This is a genomic window from Paenibacillus sp. JDR-2 (genome assembly GCF_000023585.1).
GTDB lineage: Bacteria > Bacillota > Bacilli > Paenibacillales > Paenibacillaceae > Pristimantibacillus.
Genome location: NC_012914.1, coordinates 6,428,906 through 6,451,443 on the forward strand (window position 1 = coordinate 6,428,906; position 22,538 = coordinate 6,451,443).

A 22,538-nucleotide genomic window follows, 5' to 3' on the forward strand; every position below is an offset into this window, starting at 1 on the left:
CATTAATAGAATGGCAGGCTACTTGCTCATACATAAATTTTATTCATTAAAACAATTAATAATATAGATTTTATTTATTTTAAGTTCAAGCGTACACTTAAGCACGTAAAAGAAACCTTACTTCACACACAAGGAGGAAATGAAAATGAACTTTTCATCTTACGATAAAGAATTTCAAGGCAAAAGGGCTTTGGTTACGGGAGGAACGCAGGGCATGGGGCTCGCGATTGTCAAAAGATTGGCAGACGCTGGCGCGACAGTGCTAACGACAGCGAGGAATATTCCGTCGGAATACCATATTCCGAACGTTCATTTTGTACAAGCAGACATAACAAAGCCGGAGGGAACCAAAGCTATTTTTGATGCCGTAAAAGAAAAGCTCGGCGGAATCGACATCCTGATCAATACGGTTGGCGGCTCCGGCTCGCCCGCAGGCGGAGCGTTGGCATTAACCGATGAGCATTGGCTTGAGGAACTAAACATGAATCTGCTTGGTTCTATTCGTTTGGACCGCAGCTTGCTTCCGATTATGCTGGGACAAGGCAAAGGAGTCATTATTCATGTCAGCTCTATCCAAAGAACGCTGCCCTTGTACGAATCCACTTTGGCTTACGCAGCGGCAAAAGCCGCTTTGGCCACGTACAGCAAAGGCTTGTCCAACGAATTCGCGCCACGAGGAATTCGCGTCAACGCAATCGCTCCCGGCTTTATCCAAACCGAAGCGGCCAACCGTCTCATTGACCGCCTTGCCGTTACTGCAGGAAGCCGCGAAGCAGCGCTTAATCAGCTCATGGATTCCCTTGGAGGCATTCCGTTCGGACGTCCGGGATTGCCTGAAGAGGTCGCCGAGCTTGCCGCATTCCTGGCATCCGACAGAGCAGCCTCTATACACGGCAGCGAATACGTCATTGATGGCGGAACCATACCTACCGTTTAATTTCCCTAAAGGAGGCTAATTTTATGATCGTAATGCCAGCCGCTGTGGTTCATTATTTTAATGCGGTGAATGAACGTGAACCCGGACGTTTTCTTGAAGCTTTTGATGAGCAGGCCTATGTACTGGATATGAAAAGAGAATTTGTCGGCGGGAAAGCCATTGCCAAGTGGAGCAAAGCGGAAATATTCGAACCGAAGGTTCGCTTTGAAATAAAGGATGCCCGGGAGAAGGATAACCGTTATATCATTACGGTGGCGGTAGACGGCGAGTTTGATAAAACGAATCTGCCCGATCCTCTCCTCATGAAGCATGAATTTCTCATTGCCAACGAAAAGATCGAAGAGCTGCATATCTCTTTCCCTTAATCCCGTTAATGCAAATAAACGACCGCTAGCCTGTTAGGATCAGGCGGCGGTCGTTTGCATGTTGTTTGTAGAGCTATCTCAGCTTAACAGGCAGGCCCGTTCTTGCCGATTCATTAGCTGCCATCGTTACGCGATGCGTTTCCCAAGCATCCTCGTAAGTGGACAGAATCTGGCTGCTGTCGCCTGTTCTGACGGCATGAAGGAAAGCTTCATTCTCCCGTACGTACGGATTATTAGAGGATTTGTACTCGGTCTTCTTATCGGCTTCGATATCCGCCAGGGCTTCGCCCGTAATTTGCAGTACACCTGTATTGGTGTAGATTTGAAGCCCGGCATGGCCACCAGCCGGAATCGCGCAAGTATTGCTGATCGTTGCAACGGCCCCGCTCGCCAGCTTGATCGTTACCGTACCCACATCCGGCACCGTAACGCCCTCTTCTATCTGAGCCATATGTCTGCTGCCATACGCCGCATAGACTTCATTGACTTCGCCAAGCAAATAACGGGTCAAATCCACGATATGCGTCGTCTGCTCCACAAACTGCCCGCCGGAGGTCTCCATCTTGCGCCACCAGTATACGCCCGGCATCGAGCCCATCCATTGACCCAAAGCCATCAGCGGCGTGCGGTCCGCAAGAAGCTCCTTCGCATGGTTTGTGCTGTCCATGTAACGGAAATGATAACCAACCGACGTAATAAGTCCTTTATCTGCAATCGCCTGACGGATCCGGGACGGTGTCTCCTCGTCTACGCCAATCGGCTTTTCGACGAGGAAAGGAATCCCCCGCTCCGCAAGCGCTAATTCGATCTCGCCATGAGCAAATGGCGGCGTACAAATATAAACCGCATCCAGCTTGCGGTCCTCAAGCATCGCTTCAATCGTGTCGTAACCGCGAGCGTCGCTATAAGGCCTCGCCGCCGTTTCCGCCTTTTCGAGGCTTGTCCCGCAAAACGCGCTGACGCTTACCCCATCCAGCGCAGCAAGCTTTTCCGCATGCATCCGTCCAAACCAACCCGTTCCCGCAATACCAATTCGAAGAGTCACTCTACATTCCCACCTTACGTCGTAGTTTTATGCCTTCCCCCTAATGTTTACCCGCCTCCCGGTGGATGTCAAGGAGTTCTTTGCCGCCAAGCGGCAGCTCGACCTTAAACGAGGTTTTCCCTTCGGCACTCGCCGCTGAAATCATGCCATGATGCAGCTCGACAATGTTCTTCGCGATCGCGAGGCCTAGACCCGAGCCGCCGGTATTCCGGGAACGGGACTGCTCGCCGCGATAGAACCGTTCGAACAATAGCGGAATAACCGAAGCCGGCAAAGGTTCTCCGTAATTCGCGATCTCAACGACGGCCAGCCCCCTCTCGCTCCAGACCGCGATATCGATCTGCCTGCCCTCTTTTCCGTATTGAATGGCGTTAACGATCAGGTTCTCGAACACCCGGACAAGCTTGTCCCCGTCTGCGTCAATGAGGATCGAATGATCCGGAAGAGCCAACCGGCATTTCATCCCTGCCTGCTCGAATTGCAAGCGGAATTGAGCCGCCAATTGGCCAATCATCTCGACCAGATTGATGGGGGACAGCCGAAGCCCTATTCCGCCGCTTGTCCTCGTATATTCGAATAAATCGTCAATCATCGTTTTCAGACGAGTCGATTTCTGGTAAGCGATTTGAACGTAATGCCTCAGCTCCACCTCATCTCTGTAACGGTCTTCCTCGATCAGGCCCAGGTACCCGACAATAGACGTTAAAGGCGTGCGCAAATCGTGGGACACGTTCGTCACAAGCTCGGCTTTTGTCCGTTCCGTGCGCCGTTCCTCCTCAATGGAGAGCTTAAGCTGAGCCGTCATTTTATTGATATTTTCCGCCAATGCCCCAAGCTCGTCCCCGCCTCGCACCGGTAACCGGGATTCGAAATCCCCGCCGGCAATCCTTTCGATTCCTTGCGAGATCCGCATCAGATAACGGATTGTCGAACGGCTGAGGGCAAAGAAATAAACGAGAAAAAAGAAAAGGCTTACGGTAATATACGTCGTTAAAAGTCCAAACTTATCAAAGACCTCCCTCAGCAGAGGAGAGAGATTAAAAATATCGGTGCTATACGCGGAGACCGCGACCAGATATAGCAACCCCGTCGTGAAGAATGCCCCAAGCGCGCTAAGCCCGAACAGATACAGCATTTTAAAACGAAGGCTTTTCCACGGTTTACGGCTCAATTTTGTACCCTACTCCCCAGACGGTCTGAATCAGCTTAACGCCGCCCAGCTCGCTCTCCAATTTATCCCGAAGCTTGCTTATATGCACCATCACGGTATTGTTGGATTCCAGGAACCTGTCCTTCCACACCGCTTCAAAAATCGCCTCCGCGCTAAATACCTGCCCGGGATGGCTCGCCAGCAAGTACAAAATATCAAACTCCGTTGAAGTCAGATTAATCCCCCGGTCCTCTACCGTAACGGTATGCGATTTCTTGCTTATTTTCAGAGAATGAATCTGAATAATGTCCTGATCCTGCGCCGTTTGGAGCTGGGTATTCAAATAAATGGACCTGCGGAGCAGCGACTTCACCCGGGCAATCAGCTCCAGAGCGTTAAACGGCTTCACCATGTAATCGTCCGCGCCTGTCGTCAGCCCCATGATTTTGTCCATGTCCTCCGCCTTGGCGCTTAGCATTAGAATCGGAATGCCGTACTCCGCGCGTACCGCCCGGACAACCTCCAGGCCGTTCATCTCCGGCATCATCACGTCGAGAATCATTAATTGGACGGATTCCTTGGCGATTAGCTCCATAGCCTCCCGGCCGTTGCCGGCTATAAGAACTTGGTATCCTTCATTGGTCAGATAGATTTTGATCAGCTCCGCGATTTCCAGGTCATCGTCCGCGATCAGAATTTGAATGGTATTCATGAGATCTCCCTATCTATTTGGTTAATGAATGTGGCTATAGTGTATCAGAAATATTCTCCGGAGCGGACAGCCCCAATCACAAATAAGAAATTCTTAAGGTTTCCTTCAGGATGTCTTACGAACCTCTTCCGCCCTGCGCGTTATCTTGGATATAGAGCAACGGACAAGAATGATACCGGAGGTAGAAATAGATGAGAACAAAGTTATACGTGCTATACGGCGGTAAATCCGTCGAACATGAAGTGTCGTTAAAAACAGCCGTAACCGTCCTTCAATCCATTAATGAGAGCCGCTACGAGGCTTATCCCGTCTACCTTACACGCGAAGGCTTGTGGTGTACGCCGCCCGGGCCTATTGCCAAGGATGAGCTCACGATTGAACGGTTAATTGCAACGCCAACTTTTCCGGACCCCGCCCGTTCCATCGGCGAGATCCTGTCCGGCATCATGGCGCTGCCCGGCCCAAAAGTCGTTTTGCCGCTCCTGCATGGTCCCAACGGAGAAGACGGTACGGTACAAGGCCTGCTGGAGCTCGTGAACGTTCCTTATGTGGGGAATGGCGTGCTATCGGCTGCGTTAACCTTGGACAAGGCCATGTCGAAGCAGGTGCTGGCCCAAGCCGGCATTAACCAGACGGAATATAGGGTGTACCGCTACGAGGAATGGATAACCGATGAGGAATCCGTATTGCGCAAGGCGGAGGATTCCATTGAATATCCGTGCTACGTGAAGCCAGCCTCTCTTGGCTCCAGTATCGGCATCAGCCGGTGCACGAACCGCGGAGAGCTCCTCGCCGGTATTCGCGAAGCTTTCTCTTACGATAAAAAGCTCGTCATCGAGCGTGAGGTGAGCGGCAGAGAAATTCAAGTCGCCGTCATCGGCAATGAGAGGCCTCTTGCCTCGCTGCCCGGCGAATTCATCCATGACCATATTTTCTTCGATTACGAATCCAAATACATGGACAAGCGGCTTACCATGCAAATTCCCGCCAATCTGGCGGACGGCCTCACTCCGCGAATCCGCGAGCTGGCGGTCCGCGCCTATCAAGCCCATGGCTGCGAGGGCCTTGCCCGCGTTGACTTCTTCCTTGACGGAGAAGGCCAATTGTATCTGAACGAGATAAACGCCCTTCCCGGTTTTACGAATTTCAGTATGTACCCGGTCATGTGGGAACGCACGAACGGAACGACCTATTCCGAACTGATCGAACAATTAATCGGACATGCCATCGCCCGTCACCAAAACAAACAAACGATTCAATATACAAAATAAGCGAGGTGAGCCCTATGTTAAGAGATACTTGGGCTGAAATTAGTTTGAGCCGTATTCGAGAGAATATGCTGAACATTCGCCGGTCTCTTCCGGTTTCGGTGAAGCTGATGGCTGTCGTGAAGGCGAACGGCTACGGGCATGGCGACATCGAGTCGGCTAAGGCCGCGATGAGGGCCGGCGCGGATTATTTGGCGGTTGCCTACCTGGAAGAAGCCATTCGGCTGCGCGATGCCGGATTAAAGCTGCCTATTCTCGTATTAACGCCTATCCGGCCGGAGCTTGTGCAATTGGCTCTGAGGCATGACCTCTCCTTAACCGTAACAAGCGCCAAATGGTTTTCCGAGATGCGGATCTTTAAGCCTTGCCCCGCGGGCAAGCTTAGGGTTCATGTGAAAATGGATACGGGACTTGGGCGAATCGGCATCCGGACCAAGGAAGAATGGGATGAGCTTGTTCCGTGGCTGCAGGCTGAAGATGTTGACGTGGACGGTTTCTATACGCATTTTGCGACGGCCGGGCAAGAGGATACCGGCTTTCTGGAGCAGCAGACTGCCCGCTTCCTCGATATGAAAGAATGGACACGCGCTTCAGGACTCGCGATCCGTCATTATCATTGCGCGGGCAGCGTTGCGGCGCTGAGATTTCCTCATTTGGCGATGGATATGGTCCGGATCGGGGCGGCGATGTACGGCTTTTACCCTGCAAAGCTTGCTTGTCCGGTTAAGCTGGAGCCGGCCTTAAGTCTTCATAGCCGCCTGATTCAGGTGAAAAAGCTGGTTAAGGGCGAATATATCGGCTACGACAATTCTTACCGGGCCGAAGAGGAGGAATGGATCGGAACGGTGCCGATCGGTTACGCCGACGGCTGGGCGCAGCGGATGCAAGGCACTGATGTGCTGATCGGAGGCCATCGCACCCCTATAGCGGGAAAAATCTGCATGGATCAGCTGATGATCAAGCTCCCGGGACCGTGTGCGGAAGGCACTCCGGTTACCTTGATCGGCACACAAGGCGGGCAGCGGATTACGTTTGCCGAGCTTGCCGTCCATATCGGAAGCGTCGCGCAGGAGGTATCCACTTCTCTTGGCGGCCGGATAACGAGAACCTATAAAGATATCGAGGAGGTACGTACAAGATGGGACAAAACAACTTGGCCAGACGACATCAGTCAGGCCGTCATATAACGTTTCACACAACCATTCAAACCGCCAATACCGGTGTTTACAAAGGGCATCTGGTCTTGATTAATCGGGAAAATCCAATACGTCAAATCCCTTCATCGGACCGTTTAGCGCCAATCCGTTCGATCCCGGCTATCCACACGCTTAAGGATGGCATGCGGTTAGAACGAACTTGTTTACGCCAGTTGGCTGAGCTTCTTGCGGCCAGCCAAGGGATGGACGATATTATCGCGGTCAGCGGCTATCGGACCAAACACGACCAGGAGCAGATTTATAGTTCCTCCTTAGCCGACAACGGCGCGGATTACACAGCACGTTATGTCGCGTTGCCCGACCGGAGCGAGCATCAAACGGGACTAGCTATCGACGTTGGCCGGCTCAGCAAGGATATCGATTTTATCGCACCGGCTTTTCCGGACACCGCTGTCTATAAGATCTTCAAGCAGCTTGCCGCAAGCTTTGGTTTCATTCAGCGTTATAAGGAAGGCAAGGAAGCAATCACTCGTATCTCGTGCGAGCCCTGGCATTTTCGTTATATCGGCTACCCTCATGCAGAGATAATGGAGCGGAGCGGCTGGTGCCTGGAGGAATATATCGACGCGCTTAGACGCTTTTCCTACGGTAACGAACATCTTTTATTCGAGGATGACCATGCATTGGTCGAAATCTATTTCGTGGCGGCAGACACGGGAGCTTCGACGTCAATTCCCCTTATCCCATGCGACCGCTTCAACTTGTCCGGGAATAACGTTGACGGTTTTATCGTGACCGCGTTCAGCGATAAAAGCAGGCGATCCCATGTCTAGAACGGGATACGGCGGACTCGATTGGCTTAAATTCGCGGCCGCTCTGCTCGTAGTCGCCAATCATACGAGCCCTCTTCTGTCATATAGCGCTGACGCCGATTTTCTTGCAAGCAATCTGCTTACGCGTATTGCCGTTCCCGTCTTTTTTATGACAGCCGGATTCCTATTGTTCCGCAAGCTGTCCGGCAATCCGTTAACGGACCGAAAAGCTGTTCAAGGTTACCTGCTGAAAATCTTAAAGCTCTACGCGATTGCCATTGTCCTGTACATTCCGCTGAACCTATATACCGGTTATTTTTCCGAATCCTTAACGGCGTATTCCGTCATCAAGGACATCGTGTTTGACGGAACCTTTTATCACCTATGGTATATGCCGGCGTTAATAATCGGCCTGTTGATAACTTATGGGATGATTCGGTTCATGCCGATAAACGCGGTGTTGGCTTCGGCCGGGCTTTTGTACATCGTCGGGCTGCTTGGAGACAGCTACTATGGCATTGTGCAAAGCAACGCAGGGCTGGCCTCTATCTACGAAGGGATGTTTAAGGGGTTTGATTACACCCGCAACGGACTTTTCTATGCCCCTCTTTATTTGGCGATGGGAGCCTGGGCAGCCAAACAGCCACCTCCGGCCAGAAAGCCGCTCGTGAACGCAGCTTTGTTTGCGGGATTGCTCGGGCTAATGTTCGCCGAAGGCATGTTCCTTCACTCCTCGGGGATTCCGCGGCATGACAGCATGTACGTGTTTGCGATTCCCGCTACTTATTTCTTATTCCAATGGTCCATGCAGTGGAAGGTTCCGGCCAGCAAAAGGTTCCGGGAGTGGCGGACTTGGGTGTATATTCTGCATCCCTTGGCCATTGTGCTTGTCCGCGGAGCAGCCGAAGCCGCGCATCTGGAGCGGCTGTTTATCTCGAATAGTCTGCTTCATTTCGCCGCCGTCTGTCTGCTGTCGATTGGGCTGTCCGCGTTTAGCGTATGGCTGTTGGCAATCATCCGGAAACTCAAAGCTCCTATCCGGATGTGGATAACAACTCCTGTGGACAAGTGGATAACACTTCGAAAATGAACAGTTGTCCGATAGAAAGCGCTCTTAATATGTGTATAACTTTGTGAATAACTGTGGACAACACGTATGTCGCGTAGGCTTATATGACTATTTTCGTTTCCAAATCGCTTCCCGGTAGGCTGTTGGCGTCTCCCCCATACGATTTTTAAACGTTCGCGTAAAAGCATACAAAGAAGAATATCCCGTCGTATAAGCGACCTCCGTAATGGAGGCATCCGTCTCCGCAAGAAGCCGCTTGGCGGATTCCATCCTTACCTGCGTGATGAACTCGCTTGGCGGCATTCCAACCTTTTCCGAAAAAGCAACAGAGTAATACGTCCGGTTCATTCCCGCTGCCTTGGCTGCCTGCTGGACCGTGATGCCTTCCGTGGCATGCTGCCGGATATAGGACATGCTTTGCTTGACCCAATCCGTGGCATTCAGGGCATACGCATGGGGAGCCGTCCGGCATAAGGCTGCCAATAGACGGTACAGCAGGCTTTGCATATCGAGTGAACGAACATGGGCGCTCTCCGTCTCCCTGCTCCGCATCCAATCAAGCAAGCCAAGAAGCGCCCGCTCCGCCTCTTGCGTCCATGCGTTCTCCAGAAACGGCCTTTCGCAACTTATGCCGGTAAGCGCCAGCATCTCTGCTGCCCGTGGACCATCCATCACAATCCAGCTCATCCGGGGCGGCTTTTCCCCTTCTATCGCATAGTACGTATAGGTACGCGCAGGGAACAAGCAGAAGAGATCCCCTGCCGACAGCGTTACGCCATTATCCGCATCCCACTCTACCCGTACGAAGCCTTCCTTTACGATATGCAGGCTGTAGCTCTCAATCCTTTTGGGTCCGGCACTGTAACCTTGCCTGGTCTCCGTCATCCCCCCTCTTACGGGCCATATCGAGCCTTGCTTATCCAGCTCGCTTATCGCATGAAACAGAAACTCGGCGGTTTCGAAGCCTCCCGAACTATTGCTATTCATCACAATCCGCCCCCTACCTGACAAATTGGTAAATCAACCATACATGATGCTATTTTACGACTGCCTCATATCCATTACAATGATTGGCATGGAGGCGATTTTCTCTTGAAAAAACCAAACATTTTGTTGATTACAAGCGATCAGCAGCACTGGAATACGCTAGGTTATTTCAATAACGAATTAAGCACGCCCAATTTAGACCGTCTTATTAAGGCCGGCACAACCTTTACGAGAGCCTACTGTCCGAATCCGACCTGCACGCCAAGCCGTGCATCCATTATTACGGGCCAATACCCAAGCCAGCATGGCGCTTGGACGCTTGGAACCAAGCTTCTGGAAGACCGGCACTTCGTCGGGGAAGATTTTAATTCTGCCGGCTACAAAACCGCGCTTGTTGGCAAAGCCCATTTTCAGCCGTTGTCTTCAACGGAGGAGTACCCGTCGCTTGAGGCTTATCCGGTCCTGCAGGATTTGGAGATGTGGAAGCAATTCAACGGTCCTTTCTACGGCTTCGAGCATGTCGAGCTAACGCGCAATCATACCAACGAAGCTCATGTAGGCCAGCACTATGCCTTATGGATGGAGGAGAAAGGCTGCGTCAATTGGCGCGATTATTTCCTTCCTCCAACAGGCAACATGGATCCCGCCATTACGTACAAGTGGCCGATTCCCGAAAAATATCATTACAACACCTGGATCGCGGAGCGCACGAACGCGCTTATGGAGCAATACGCCGAAGAAGACAAACCGTTCTTCCTCTGGTCAAGCTTCTTCGACCCGCATCCGGAATACCTGGTGCCGGAACCTTGGGATACAATGTACGATCCGGATTCCCTGACGATTCCGGATATCGTGCCGGGCGAGCACGACAAAAACCCGCCTCATTTCGGCCTCACGCAAGAGGACAATCCGGACTTCTCCCCTTGGGCGGAAACGGGTAATGGCATTCACGGTTACCGTTCGCACCATTACTATGAATACGGGGAGAAGAAGAAGCTTACCGACTACGACAAGAAGAAGCTGGTCGCCGTCTATTACGGCATGATCAGCATGATGGACAAATATATCGGAACCATCCTCGACAAGCTCGAAGAGCTTGGCATCGCGGACAATACTGTCGTCGTCTTTACGACGGATCATGGACATTTCTTCGGCCAGCACGGTCTGCAGGCCAAAGGCGGCTTCCATTACGAAGACCTGATTCGCCTGCCCTTTATCGTGCGTTATCCGGGACAGGTTCCGGCGGGAGTAACGTCAGACGCGATCCAATCGCTGGTTGACCTTGCGCCAACGTTCCTGTCGCTCAGCGGCATTCCGGTTCCGCATGCGATAACCGGCGTCGATCAAAGCGAGGTATGGAGAGGCACGGCATCCGCTGCCAGAGATCATGCCATCTGCGAATTCCGTCACGAGCCAACAACCATTCATCAGAAAACGTACGTCGACCAGCGTTATAAAATCACGGTCTATTACAACCAAACCTACGGGGAAATCTTCGATCTGCAGGATGACCCAAGCGAGCTTAACAACTTGTGGGACGATCCGGCATACGCGGCGCTGAAATCCGAGCTTCTGCTCAAGTACATCTGGGCGGAGCTTGGCAAGGAGCCGATGCCGATGCCGCGCATCTCGGGCGCGTAGGCGCAACGAACAAGGGCTATCCCAGTCATAAAGGACGTGGAATAGCCCTTGTTCATTGCTGCATTTCCCCATGCTTAGCGGCCAGGTCAACAATGACCATTGGACACTTCTGCCCTCTCCCCGACATGAAAAAGAACCACGTTGGATTTCGTCCATCGTAATGGGCAGTTTATGCCCCCTAACTCGATCTACATTGGATTGCCTACAGTATAATCAGCTCAAATGGACTATAGTTACTCATTCTGCTTCCTTTTACTGTAGTGAATCCAACGTAGCCGCTGGATGCTCCCTTTTACTCGTATTTTTCTTGGAGGAAATCCAGCGTACGGGACTCCGCCATGAAGATAGATTACATGCCGTTATCTATGAATGAACTCCAGCGTTTATAGCCTGTTATGACCGCAAAGAACCGGGCCTGCACGCTGCAGACTCGGTTCTTTTGCGATATTACGGAGGAAATCAGCCCAAGTTAATAGCCCGAATCTCTTCCAGCGGAATCTTTGGCTTGCGATTCTCCGTGAGCAGACCGTTAATTTCCTGCTGCACGTCGGCCACCTGCGTATAGCAATAGCCGCAAATGTAATCGACGGACTTGATGGCTTGCGTAAGCCCCTTGAAGCGTTCCGTGAAGGCTTCGACCGAATCCACCTGCTCCCCATAGCCCCAGCCCTTGTCCGACTGGAATGCAATGCCGCCGAACTCGCTGATGATAATCGGCTGTCCCCGGTAGCCGTAGCCTTCGGCGAAAGCATATTTCCAATGGTTGCAGGTTGTCTCGCCTGACATGATGCCGTCCTTGTTATCCCGGTACCGCTTCAGGAATCCGTCCCCGGTCTGGACGTAATCATGCAGCGTCACGATATCCGACACGGTATGCTCCCAGCCGTCGTTGACGATAACCGGGCGATTCGGATCGAACGACTTCGTGAGATGGTAAATGCCTTCCGTGAATTTCTGCTGCCGCTTGTCGCGAAGGATGTTGCCAATGCCCCACGACTCGTTGAACGGCACCCACGTAATGATGCTCGGATGGTTATGCTGCTGCTTGATAATTTCAAGCCATTCTCTCGTGAAAGCCTCGACCGCGCGGTCATGGAACTCGAAGGTCGCCGCCATCTCCGACCAGACGAGCAGCCCCTTTACGTCGCACCAATAGAGAAAACGGGCGTCCTCGATCTTCATATGCTTGCGCACGCCGTTGTAGCCCATCGCCAGGATCAGGTCGATATCCTCTATCAAAGCTTCTTCGCTTGGAGGCGTCAGATGGCTGTCCGTCCAGTAGCCTTGGTCCAAAATAAGCCGTTGGTAGATCGGCGCGTTGTTCAGCAGCACTTTTCCGTTCTCGATGGATATTTTCCGCATGCCGAAATAAGAAAGCGTACGGTCGACAACATGTCCGCCCGAGGTCAGGACGAACTCCACATCGTACAAATTCGGACGGGCCGGGGTCCAATACGCCCGCTTCCACGGTCCGTTTGCTTCATGGTGAAGATCAACCTCAACCGTAAGGCACGGACGGTCAATCCCCAGCGCAACCCGCTTCACGGGCTGCCCCTTGAATGTAACGATGGCCTCCAGCAGAAGATCGCCTCCGGGCCGGACACCGTTCACTTCGTAATCGAACCGAACGACATGACGGTCGAGATCCGGCGTAATTTTGACCGATTCCAGCCGCTCTTCTTCTACGTATTCCATCCATACCGTCTGCCAGATGCCCGTCGTTTGCACGTAGAAGCATTCAAAATTATCCGGCACCCAGCGCTGCTTGCCTCTCGGCTGATAGCAGCTGTTACTGTCCGTTACTTTCACCGTTATCCGGTTATCGGCTCCGAACTTGAAGTGCGGCGTCATGTCGACGGAGAATGCCGCATAGCCGCCTTGATGACTTCCGGCCAGCTCGCCGTTAATCCATACTTTGGCATCGTAGTCTACCGCCTGAAAATGCAGGATAGCCTGCTTGCCCGACGCTTCCGCCGGAACGGAGATCTCTCTGCTGTACCACACGTAAGGATGAAAGCTTTCCTCTCCGATGCCGCTGGCTTTTGTTTCGTACGTAAACGGTACGTTAATCCGGTGTGTTGCCGTAAACCTTTCCTGCCACTTCTCGCGCTCGCCGGCGTTTGCGTCGTCGAAGCGGAAGTCCCATTCGCCGTTCAGATTATGCCAATCGCCGCGCACGAGCTGGGGTCTAGGATAGTCCTTGCTATATGATTTCGTCGTCATGCTGTACCTCCTGCTCCTATACCTTGCCTTGAAATACCGCCGCATAGATGGAAGACGGGCGAAGCGGAACGCCGCGCTGCCACTCGGCTGCCTGCATGGTCCGGCTCTTGCTCACGATGTTCCCCGGCTCGAAAACGCTGTTGATCTCATCGTAGCCTTCGCCGGTAATTTCGTGCAGTACCATCTCTCCGGCTGCGTCGAAGGCAGCCAGATCCAGCACGGCATTCACTTCGTTCAGCCCGCGGTTAACGATAAATACCGTAACGGTATCGCCGGCTCCGTTGATGCCCGCCGCGATGTCCAGCTCCGGCAGCCCGTTCAGCTCTACCGGCGTCTCCTTTTGCGACGGCACGGCAAATGTCGCGCAGTCCGCCTGCACGGCAAGCATATGCTGCAGGTTGCGGTTTGCGTACAGCTTCATGACCTCATAGGTCGGCGTCCCGTACACGTCGAGCGGCCGATTGCTCCAGCCGGACTCTTTGCCGCAATATTGGTCGGCATAATGATCGCCAACCCGGATGCAGCCGCCGAGCCAGCCATTGACCAGATCGGAGAAGCTGCCGATATGAACCATATCGCTTGAACGAAGCATCTCGTTCAGATTGGCGGCATTGGCAACCGCCGCGCCAAGCGTATGCTCGTTCGGCAGCCCTTTGCGGATCGTATTCGGATAATACATCGTGTTGTATTCCGTAATAGCGATTTTGACATGGGCATGCTTCGGGCTTGCCTTAATGCTGTCCGTCGTCTCCCGCAAGTAATGCCGCGTGAATTCCGGATAAGCAGCAATTGCTTTATACCGGTCTTCCGAAGGCGTGCTACTGTTCATACCGAAAGGTCCGTAGCCATGGTAGATATGCAGGGTCAAATAGTCGATCAGCTCGCCTGCCTGCTCCAGCACCGGCTTGTTCCATGCTTGGTCGTAATGGCCGCAGGCCAGCAGCACGATGGAAGGGTCCGCCGCTTTCATCGCTTGGGCGAACGACACCGTACGCGCCGCGAACTCCTCGGCGGAGCATGTTCCTACTTGCCAGCCTCCCCATACCTCGTTGCCAATCTCCCAATGTTTCACGCCATATGGCTCGGGATATCCGTTCGCGGCGCGCAAAGCGCCCATCGGCGTATCGGCCGAGCCATTGCAATACTCGATCCATGCCGCCGCCTCTTCGGGCGTTCCGGATCCGTCATTCACGCAAATGAGAGGCTCTACCTGCAGCTCCCGGCAGAAGGCGATAAATTCGTCCGTGCCGAAATATTTGCTCGTCCAGCCGCCCCATGCCTCGTTGTACATGACCGGTCTCTCCAGCACGGGACCAACGCCATGCTCCCAATGGTAGGCGCTGATGTAGTTGCCCGCCAGTCTCATCATGCCGGCGTTCAGCTCTCTGGTCATATCGACGACCTCGCGCTTCACCAGGGCGATACTGTCGGCTGCAAGCAGGGATACATGATCGAGCCAGAGCATACCGGTCGATACGTGATCCGCCCAGCGTGGATGGTCACCAGGGATGTAGACGCGAAGCTCGGCGTCGGCGCAAGCACGGGATACGGCTAAGTCCGCTTCGTATTCCCGCCAGTTATGGCCGGCGAGCTCGATAATCACAGAACCAAGCGTTTCCTCCGTATGCCGGTCTACCGCTTCCACGACCAGCCGCTTCAGCTCTATGGACGCGCGGGCAACGACTTTCAACTTATAATCGGCAGGCCCTTTGAGGGCGGCCTTCTGCGCAATCCCGGCATAGGCCTCATCATCGCTTAACAAGCGGATGCGCTGCGCCCGTCCCGAATGCTTGGGCGCGGGCGCCTCCAGCGCGTATTTCGTATTGCGTCCGTTCGTATAGGCTTGCCAGCTTCCGGATATTTCCCGCTTCGTTTCGGACTCGCTCTCGAAATCCATATCCTTAAGCGGGAAGGCCAGCATGGCTTCCATATGGTCCCGGATATCCTCGACAAAGTGGCCGAACAGGAACGGGTTGACGGCATGCCGGCTCGCTCCGGCGCAATCGACGGTTATGTTAGCTTTGTTAGTCAAAATGAACCTCCATAGAAATCGTTAGTATAGTCGCCTTATCCCTTGATGGAGCCGATCATGACGCCTTTGACGAAATGCCGCTGCACAAAGGGATACATGACCAGCACGGGCAGGCTGGATACAATGATAACCGCGAATTTAATGCTCTCCGACAGCAAAATTTGCTTCTCCAGGCCAACGCTTCCGCCGTCCGTTTGGGCAGATTGACTGATCAGCAAGATTTCGCGGAGCACCAGCTGAAGCGGATATTTGCCTTCATCGCGAATATAAATCAGTGCGTTGAAGAACGAGTTCCAGTGGCCAACCGCGTAGAACAGCACCATGACGGCCAGAATCGGCTTCGAGAGCGGCAGGATGATGCTGACAAGCAGTCTCCAGTTGGAGCAGCCGTCCATGTGGGCCGCCTCCTGCAGCTCCCAAGGGATACTATTCTGAAAATACGTGCGCATAACGATAAGATTGTAAGTCGCGATAGCGCCTGGCACGATCAGCGCCCACATGGTGTCGACCATGCCCAGGTCTTTGACCAGCAAATAAGTCGGGATAAGACCCCCGCTGAAAAACATCGTCATCGTAATCAGGACCATAATCCCGTTGCGCAAAGGTAGATCCGGTCTCGACAGCGGATACGCCGCGAGAATCGTCATTATAATGTTAATGACGGTTCCGATGACCGTATACATAATCGAGTTGCCGTAGCCGATCCAGATCTTGTCGTTCTGCAAAATGTTGGCGTAAGCCTCGACATTGAGGCCTTGCGGCAGCAGCCACACGTCGCCGTTTAATACTTTGGACGGGTCGCTGAACGACGCGCTGACAATAAACAGCAGCGGGTATAACACAATGATCATAATAATGGCGGCTATGATATATACAACTGCGTCGAACAAACGTTCATTCGACGGACTTATGCTCTTTTCCATAAGCGGTTACCTCCTTACCATAAGCTCGTCTCCGACGTCTTGCGGGCAAAACGGTTTACGAGCAGCAGCAGCATAAGGTTGATCACCGAGTTGAACAGACCGATGGCCGCCGTGTAGCTGTACTCGCCCTTCAAGATTCCCGTCGTATAGACGAACGTGGAGATGACGTCGCTGGATTCCAGATTCAGGTTGTTCTGCATTAGCAAAATTTTCTCGAAGCCGATGTTCATGAAATGGCCGATATCGAGAATGAGCAAGATGACGATAACCGGCATAATACCCGGCAGCGATACGTGCCAGATGCGGCGGAGCCGCGAAGCGCCGTCCATCTTGGCTGCTTCGTACAGCTGGGGATTAACCCCGCTGAGCGCGGCGATATAGATAATGGATTGCCATCCCATGCTTTGCCAGATGTTCGAGCCGATAAAGATCGGCTTAAACCAGGCTGCTTCCTGCAGGAAATTAATCGGCGTGCCGCCAAACGCCTCGATCAGCTGGTTGATTGGTCCCGTCTTCGGCGACAGAAACACGTTTAGAATGCCTACGATGACAACAACCGAGATGAAATGAGGAATGTACGTAATATTTTGCAGCCACTTGCTGTAGGCCCGGCTTTTGATTTCGTTCACGAGCAGCGCCAGCAGGATCGGTACCGGGAAGGCGATGAGGAGCGAGAATAAGTTGATGGATACCGTATTCCACAGCAGCCGCCAGAAGTAATACGAGTTGAAAAACCGTTCGAAATGGCCGAAGCCTTCCCACGGGCTGCCGATAATGCCTTTGGCCGGATTGAAGTTTTTGAAGGCGATCTGCAGGCCGTACAGCGGCCCGTAATGGAAGATTAAATAAAAAGCGAGCGGCGGCAGCAGCATGAGATACAAATCGTACCGCTTCGCCATTTTTTTCAACAGCCCGTCGCTTCTCTTCTTGCGGCCGGGAACGGGGGCCGCCCCCGCGTTCTCGATCATGCTGTCCATGAGCAACCCCTCCTTCTCTTCGCGACATCACATTTATTTGGCCATTTTGTCATAAGCATCCTGGTAAAGCTTCTCAAGATCGGCAATGTTCATTTTCTTCAGCGTGGACTGGAATTCGTCCCACTTGTCGAAGCTGAGCGCCCCAACGATGAACTTCGTGCTTTGTTCTTCGAAATATTTGTCGATATCATTGCGCAGAACGTTAACCTTCTGGGCAGTCGCTTCGTCAAACAGCGGCGACGCATAGCGGATTTTCGGCAAATACGGCTCAAGCTGCTCGTAAGCCTCTTGTACTTGAGGCGGGTTGATGAACGATGCTACTTTGTCGCTGATGATATGAGGCGCGCCGCCGCCGGCGTATGGCGTGATTTTTGCCTGGGCGCCCGCTACGTTCAGAAGCTCTTCCTTGTAGTAAGGGATACCGTCCTTCATTTCGTAGTGCTCGCCTTCCCGGCCGAAACGCAGCAGCGTTGAGCCTTCGTCGCTGTAGAAATAGTCGATCCAGCGCATGGTCGCTTCCGGGTATTTGTTGACGGACGTAATGGCGAATGCTCCGTAGTCGCGCGGCACCGGAGCGACTTGGCTTTGCAGGCGGTCGCCATTAGGGCCTGCTTGAGGTGCAATGCCAATGTATTGATCCTGAATGGTCAGGAAGTTATTGTTCGTCTGATCGAAGAAGTAGCCCGTATTGCCCGTACCTTGCTTGGCAAGATATTGCGCTTCCGTGTGCGAGAAAATCTCCGGATCGATCAGCTTCTCCTTATAAAGCTTGTTCAAATACATGAGCAGCTCTTTGTACTGCTCGTCGCCGCTCCAGATATGCACCTTGTCGCTTTCGACATTAATGTTATAGCCGAGCTGTGAATCAAGCCCGAACGCTCCCGCCATTTGATAGACGATTGGCATGCCGATACGCGCGGTCATCGGAATTTCGTCCGCTTTCCCGTTGCCGTTCGGATCGCCGTCGCGGAAAGCCTTCAGCACTTCATACAATTCGTCGGTCGTCTCAGGCACCTTCAGGCCCAGCTTATCCAGCCATGCCTTGTTGATCCATCTCTTGTCGGTCCGGGCGGAACCTAGCGTGACAATGCCCGGGATCGCGTAAATATGTCCCTCCGGCGTCGTGATGCCCGCGCGGATCTCCGGATATTGATCCATGAGACTCTTCAAGTTGGGCGCGTATTGATCAATCAGTTTCTCCAGCGGGATCAGTTGTCCCGAAGAGCCGTAGCGGACCGTCTCCAGCTGCGTCAGACCCGAACGGTACAAAGCATCGGGAAGCTCATTGGATGCGAACAGGAGGTTTTTCTTCTCCGCGAAGCCGTCGGTCGGCGCCTCGATAAAATCGACCTTGATGTTGCTCATCTTCTCGTAATCCTGGAAGACAGGCATGTCTTTAAACGGACCGTTTACGGGCGCGACGCGCGTAAACATCTTCAGCTTGATCGGCGTATCCACGATCGGGAATCCTTCCGTTTTTACCGCATTCTCCGCCGAGCCCGACGATTTGGAATCCCCCGTATTGCCGCCTTTTTCATTGCTATTGCCGTTACCGCCGTTGCTGCAGCCGGATACGATTAATCCGGTAACAAGCATCGTGGCGAAAGCATATCTCCCCCATGTTTTTCGCATGTTAATATACCCTCCAGACTTTCAATTCACCGGTTCTTGTAAGCGTTTACCGCCGGTGTTACTCGATTATAAAATACGGCCGGTTACGCCGAGTTACACTTATATGACTATTTACTCCACATATTTTACGACTTCCTTTGCCGCTGCCTTGCCGTCTCCGAGACTGTTCCAATACGCCTGCGGCGTCATGCCCGTCACTTCCTTGAACACCTTGAAGAAATAGTTGTGCGTGGTAAAGCCCACCTGGTCGCTGACCTGCTTGATGGTATATTGGCCGCTTTCCAGCAGCCTGCGCGCCGCGTCGACCCGTACCCGGTTCACGTATTCGGAGAACGTCGACTGCGTCTCGTCCTTGAAGATCCGGCTCAGATAGGAAGCGTTTAAGCCGATGAAGCCTGCGGCAAGCTCCAGCGTCACGATGCCGGAATACCGCTCCAAAATAAAGCCGATCGCCTGGGATACATGGCGGGAATAGCTGCCCGTCGCGTGATGCTCCTTAAGCAGAATCAGCAGTACGCCGTAAAACGACTGGAGCCATTTCTCCAGCTCGCCGACGCCTCCAAGACGATTAAGCTCGCCGCGCGGCGGCAGACGATCGGCATCCTTCGTTGTCCCAAGCGGAGACCGGTTCCCCTTTTTTAACGCCTTATCGCCGATATGGAGCAGCTCGCTGACCGTTATCTGCACCGCGTGCGAATGCAAAGGAAGCCCGCGAAGCGGTTCGAATACCGAAGCGATTAAACGCTGCGCGCCTTGCCCGTCCAATCTTTCGATGGCAAGCAGCAGCTGCTTCTGCTCTTCGATCGTAAGCGCGACGCGGCTCTCCCGCGTGCCTTTTCCGCGTTCTGCATTTGGGTTAGCGGCTCGGGTTGTCGCATCAAGCGCCCGTTCCGCGGAGGCGTAGCTTCCCCCAAGCTGCGACAGGCTGTTGCATACATGTCCAACCGCATAGGTCGATTTCAAATTCAAGTACATTTCGAGCGCATGGCCAAGCTTACTCATGCTTCTGGCCGCTTCGCTTGCGGCTGCGTGCTCGCTTCGCTCCCGTATGGCAAACACGACGGCGATCCGCCCGTCCTCCACGTAAGCGGCCGTGCGCTCGCGCGCGTCTCCCAGGCTTTGCTGCATAAGCTCGACAACCTGCTGAACCAGCCGGTTCGTCTGCACGTCGGTATTGGATTCCGTCAGCAGCAGGAACGGTACGATCTGCAGGACCGCTGCCGCATACAAATCCGCCTGCGGGTACATGCCGTAACGCCTGATGCTGCCTTCCAGCTCCCTCGCTGCTTCCGCCTTGCCTCTTGCGAGGTCAGAGATTTGGCTCCGGACCAACTCGGCATTGAAGTGGGATGATTCGTCGGCTTCACTTGCGGCTTCGGATGATTTACCCGCCTGAACTGCTTTTTCAAGCATCGCCAGCAAAGTATCCTTGTCCAGCCGGTGCTTTAGCAAATAATCGACCGAACCGTTCTTCAGGCAGTCCCGAACGTAATCGTAATCGTCATAGCTGCTGAGCATAATCGTCTGAACGGCAGGATACCGCTGCTTGATCGTCCGATTCAAATCCACGCCGTTCATTCCCGGCATGTTGACGTCGAGGATCGCCACGTCGGGGCGCTGTTCCCCAATCATGTCCAATGCCGTCTCCGCGCTTTGAGCTTCTCCGCAGATCTCGAAGCCATGTGCGCGAAAATCCAATAAAGACCGCAGATCGTTGCGAACGAGCGGCTCGTCGTCTACCAATAACACGCGATACATCATTAGCTCACCTCTTGTTCGGCGCCTGCCTGGCCCCGCATATTGGGAAAACGAATTTCGACCTTCGTATACAGGCCAGGCTCGCTATACAGCCTGATGCCGTAAGGGGCTTCAAACGAACGGACGATTCTCTCGTGTACGTTGCGCACGCCCATTCCGCTGAACCGGGAAGAGGTCGGCTTTGTCCCTTGTCCGCCCAGCAGTTGCTCCATCTGCTCCGGCGTCATTCCTTTGCCGTTGTCCGTCACCTCGATCATCAGATCGCGGTTATCCTCGTATACCCGTATCGTGACGAAGCCGCCTTGCTCCCGCGAGCCGATTCCGTGCAGAACCGCGTTCTCCACAATCGGCTGCAGCGTAAGCTTCAGCACGCGGCTGTCTAATAACGACGGATCTTCAATCTCTTCGTGAACAATGATCGGCTCCATGTATTTGTATTTGACGATAGAAATATAGCTGCGCACGTAATCCAGCTCCTCCCTTACCGTCAAATACTCGTTGGAGTTGCCCAATACGCCCCGCATCAAATCGATTAATGAGCCGGATACCTCCTCTATGTTCGGAGTCCCGTTGAGCTTGGCCAAATATTTGATCGTATTAAGCGAATTGTAGAGAAAATGAGGGCGTATCTGCGCCTGAAGCGCCGTCAGCTCTGCCTCCCGCTTTTCCTGCTCGCTTACGCGTATCCCTTCGAATAACCGCTTCAGCTCCTCCACCATGCCAATAAACACGTGGTACAGCTGTCCCACCTCGTCCTTTGCAGCGATTTCCTTCTTCGGTAACGTCAGGTTGCCGTCCTTCACCAGCATCATCATGGACTTCAGACGCCGGATATTAATCGTAATGCGCGACGACACCTGCAGCGAGCCAATAAGGACGACCAGCAGGACAATCACCGAAGCTTCAATGATCAGCTTTAGCAGACGGGCAGATTCGCTGAGCAGCGAATCGGTCGGGATAAGCGCCAGCGTCGACCAGCCCGTATGGTCCGATTGCCGGCTGACCACGATATAAGACCTGCCGCCAATGACCCTCTCCTCCACATCGCCCTCAACCTTGCCAAGCTTCGCAAATTTGCGCTTCATGTCGACGATTTTCTGATCGGAGGGCGCAAAGCTTGGCGTGTGGTCCGACCGGTACACGAATTCATCCTGCTGATCAAGCACATACAGCATACTGTCTGCGGTTGGCCTGACGCCGTATGTCTTGCGGATAAAGTCGTAATTCAGATCGACCATAACCACGCCAATCGTCTGGCGGTTGTAGCGGATTTCGCGGCCGACCGTTATCGTCTCCGTGACGCCCGTCTGCTTCAAATAGGCATGACGGGAGCCGTTGCGCAGCATATAGTCCATCATGGGCGTTCCGAGTACGCTTCGGTCCAGCCACGGCCCGCCGGTGAAAAACACTTTGCCGCTTAGGCTAACGACGGCAATCCGAGCAATATAAGGCTTGTTCGCGACTAAAGACGACAGGAATTCCTCAATCCGCTTCTGCTCCTGGAACCACTCGTAGCTGATTTCCTCCGAGGGGCTGAGCAACGTATCGATCACGGTGTTTTTGTTCGTAACAACAATCGTATTAAGCCGGTCAATCTCCTCCAGCATAATGTTTAATGACTCGTCGGCTTGCCTGATACTATCCGATACCGAAGTTACGGCGTTGGACTTGATCGTCTCCCGCATGTTGAGATAGACAATGACGGAGATCGATACGATAGAAAGAAGAGCGACAAGGCTGAACGCCAGAAAAATTTTGCCTTGAATGCTGAGGCTTGGCGATACCCAACGCCTAAGGGTGGACAGCTTCATTTCGGACAACTCCTTTTGAGGAGATAATTGCAATCGCTT

18 protein-coding genes are annotated in these 22,538 nt (G+C 53.3%); 7 read left to right on the forward strand and 11 right to left on the reverse strand.

The window, feature by feature from the left end; translation table 11 throughout:
* Positions 1–139: 139 nt before the first annotated feature.
* Both PJDR2_RS28125 and PJDR2_RS28130 read left to right on the forward strand, forming a co-directional pair.
* A complete protein-coding gene (locus tag PJDR2_RS28125; protein WP_150106571.1) occupies positions 140–937 on the forward strand; it encodes an SDR family oxidoreductase in 798 nt (265 codons plus the stop codon).
* A 23-nt stretch (positions 938–960) separates the two neighbouring features.
* On the forward strand, positions 961–1,302 hold the full coding sequence (locus PJDR2_RS28130) for a nuclear transport factor 2 family protein (protein WP_015847151.1): 342 nt from the start codon (positions 961–963) through the stop codon (positions 1,300–1,302).
* A gap of 73 nt (positions 1,303–1,375) precedes the next feature.
* On the opposite strand, the gene PJDR2_RS28135 is transcribed toward PJDR2_RS28130, so the two are convergent.
* Genes PJDR2_RS28135 through PJDR2_RS28145 form a run of 3 tightly spaced genes read right to left on the reverse strand, consistent with a single transcriptional unit; the run spans position 1,376 to position 4,209 of the window.
* The gene (locus tag PJDR2_RS28135; protein WP_015847152.1) at positions 1,376–2,347 is read right to left on the reverse strand and encodes a Gfo/Idh/MocA family protein; all 972 of its coding nucleotides are present in this window, start codon (positions 2,345–2,347) and stop codon (positions 1,376–1,378) included.
* 40 nt (positions 2,348–2,387) lie between these two features.
* Positions 2,388–3,518 carry a sensor histidine kinase gene (locus tag PJDR2_RS28140; RefSeq protein WP_015847153.1) on the reverse strand — a complete coding sequence of 377 codons (1,131 nt, stop codon included), beginning with the start codon at positions 3,516–3,518 and terminating at the stop codon, positions 2,388–2,390.
* Positions 3,508–4,209 (reverse strand): response regulator transcription factor, encoded by a 702-nt coding sequence (locus tag PJDR2_RS28145; protein WP_015847154.1) that lies wholly within the window; start codon positions 4,207–4,209, stop codon positions 3,508–3,510. Before PJDR2_RS28145 ends, PJDR2_RS28140 begins: the two co-directional genes overlap by 11 nt.
* Before the next feature lie 191 nt (positions 4,210–4,400).
* Between PJDR2_RS28145 and PJDR2_RS28150 the strand changes: the two genes are divergently transcribed.
* From PJDR2_RS28150 to PJDR2_RS28165, 4 genes are read left to right on the forward strand one after another with little or no spacing between them, the layout of a single operon-like run.
* On the forward strand, positions 4,401–5,480 hold the full coding sequence (locus tag PJDR2_RS28150) for a D-alanine--D-alanine ligase family protein (protein ID WP_015847155.1): 1,080 nt from the start codon (positions 4,401–4,403) through the stop codon (positions 5,478–5,480).
* 14 nt (positions 5,481–5,494) lie between these two features.
* Positions 5,495–6,664: an alanine racemase gene (gene alr, locus PJDR2_RS28155; RefSeq protein ID WP_015847156.1), complete on the forward strand. Its 1,170-nt coding sequence runs from the start codon at positions 5,495–5,497 to the stop codon at positions 6,662–6,664.
* Positions 6,616–7,467, forward strand: a complete 852-nt coding sequence (locus tag PJDR2_RS28160; RefSeq protein WP_150106573.1) for a D-alanyl-D-alanine carboxypeptidase family protein — start codon at positions 6,616–6,618, stop codon at positions 7,465–7,467. Before alr ends, PJDR2_RS28160 begins: the two co-directional genes overlap by 49 nt.
* The gene (locus tag PJDR2_RS28165; RefSeq protein WP_015847158.1) at positions 7,460–8,536 is read left to right on the forward strand and encodes an acyltransferase; all 1,077 of its coding nucleotides are present in this window, start codon (positions 7,460–7,462) and stop codon (positions 8,534–8,536) included. Before PJDR2_RS28160 ends, PJDR2_RS28165 begins: the two co-directional genes overlap by 8 nt.
* Positions 8,537–8,623: 87 nt before the next feature.
* Here the strand turns inward: PJDR2_RS28165 and PJDR2_RS28170 are convergent, their stop codons facing one another.
* Positions 8,624–9,502: a helix-turn-helix domain-containing protein gene (locus PJDR2_RS28170; RefSeq protein ID WP_015847159.1), complete on the reverse strand. Its 879-nt coding sequence runs from the start codon at positions 9,500–9,502 to the stop codon at positions 8,624–8,626.
* A 105-nt stretch (positions 9,503–9,607) separates the two neighbouring features.
* Between PJDR2_RS28170 and PJDR2_RS28175 the strand changes: the two genes are divergently transcribed.
* The gene (locus PJDR2_RS28175) at positions 9,608–11,143 is read left to right on the forward strand and encodes a sulfatase (protein WP_015847160.1); all 1,536 of its coding nucleotides are present in this window, start codon (positions 9,608–9,610) and stop codon (positions 11,141–11,143) included.
* A 459-nt stretch (positions 11,144–11,602) separates the two neighbouring features.
* On the opposite strand, the gene PJDR2_RS28180 is transcribed toward PJDR2_RS28175, so the two are convergent.
* The 7 genes from PJDR2_RS28180 to PJDR2_RS28210 all read right to left on the reverse strand — a co-directional run bounded on the left by PJDR2_RS28180 (position 11,603) and on the right by PJDR2_RS28210 (position 22,499).
* Complete coding sequence (locus PJDR2_RS28180) at positions 11,603–13,366, reverse strand: glycoside hydrolase family 2 protein (protein ID WP_015847161.1); 1,764 nt, start codon at positions 13,364–13,366, stop codon at positions 11,603–11,605.
* A gap of 16 nt (positions 13,367–13,382) precedes the next feature.
* The gene (locus PJDR2_RS28185; RefSeq protein ID WP_015847162.1) at positions 13,383–15,398 is read right to left on the reverse strand and encodes an alpha-L-arabinofuranosidase C-terminal domain-containing protein; all 2,016 of its coding nucleotides are present in this window, start codon (positions 15,396–15,398) and stop codon (positions 13,383–13,385) included.
* A 35-nt stretch (positions 15,399–15,433) separates the two neighbouring features.
* Positions 15,434–16,321: a carbohydrate ABC transporter permease gene (locus PJDR2_RS28190; protein WP_015847163.1), complete on the reverse strand. Its 888-nt coding sequence runs from the start codon at positions 16,319–16,321 to the stop codon at positions 15,434–15,436.
* A 14-nt stretch (positions 16,322–16,335) separates the two neighbouring features.
* On the reverse strand, positions 16,336–17,289 hold the full coding sequence (locus PJDR2_RS28195; protein WP_265525217.1) for an ABC transporter permease: 954 nt from the start codon (positions 17,287–17,289) through the stop codon (positions 16,336–16,338).
* A 42-nt stretch (positions 17,290–17,331) separates the two neighbouring features.
* Complete coding sequence (locus PJDR2_RS28200; RefSeq protein WP_015847165.1) at positions 17,332–18,930, reverse strand: extracellular solute-binding protein; 1,599 nt, start codon at positions 18,928–18,930, stop codon at positions 17,332–17,334.
* Positions 18,931–19,041: 111 nt separating this feature from the next.
* Entirely contained in the window at positions 19,042–20,691 is a 1,650-nt protein-coding gene (locus tag PJDR2_RS28205; RefSeq protein WP_015847166.1) for a response regulator transcription factor, read from the reverse strand.
* Positions 20,691–22,499 (reverse strand): cache domain-containing sensor histidine kinase, encoded by a 1,809-nt coding sequence (locus tag PJDR2_RS28210; RefSeq protein WP_015847167.1) that lies wholly within the window; start codon positions 22,497–22,499, stop codon positions 20,691–20,693. The genes PJDR2_RS28205 and PJDR2_RS28210 overlap by 1 nt, the downstream gene beginning before the upstream one ends.
* Between the last annotated feature and the right edge of the window lie 39 nt (positions 22,500–22,538).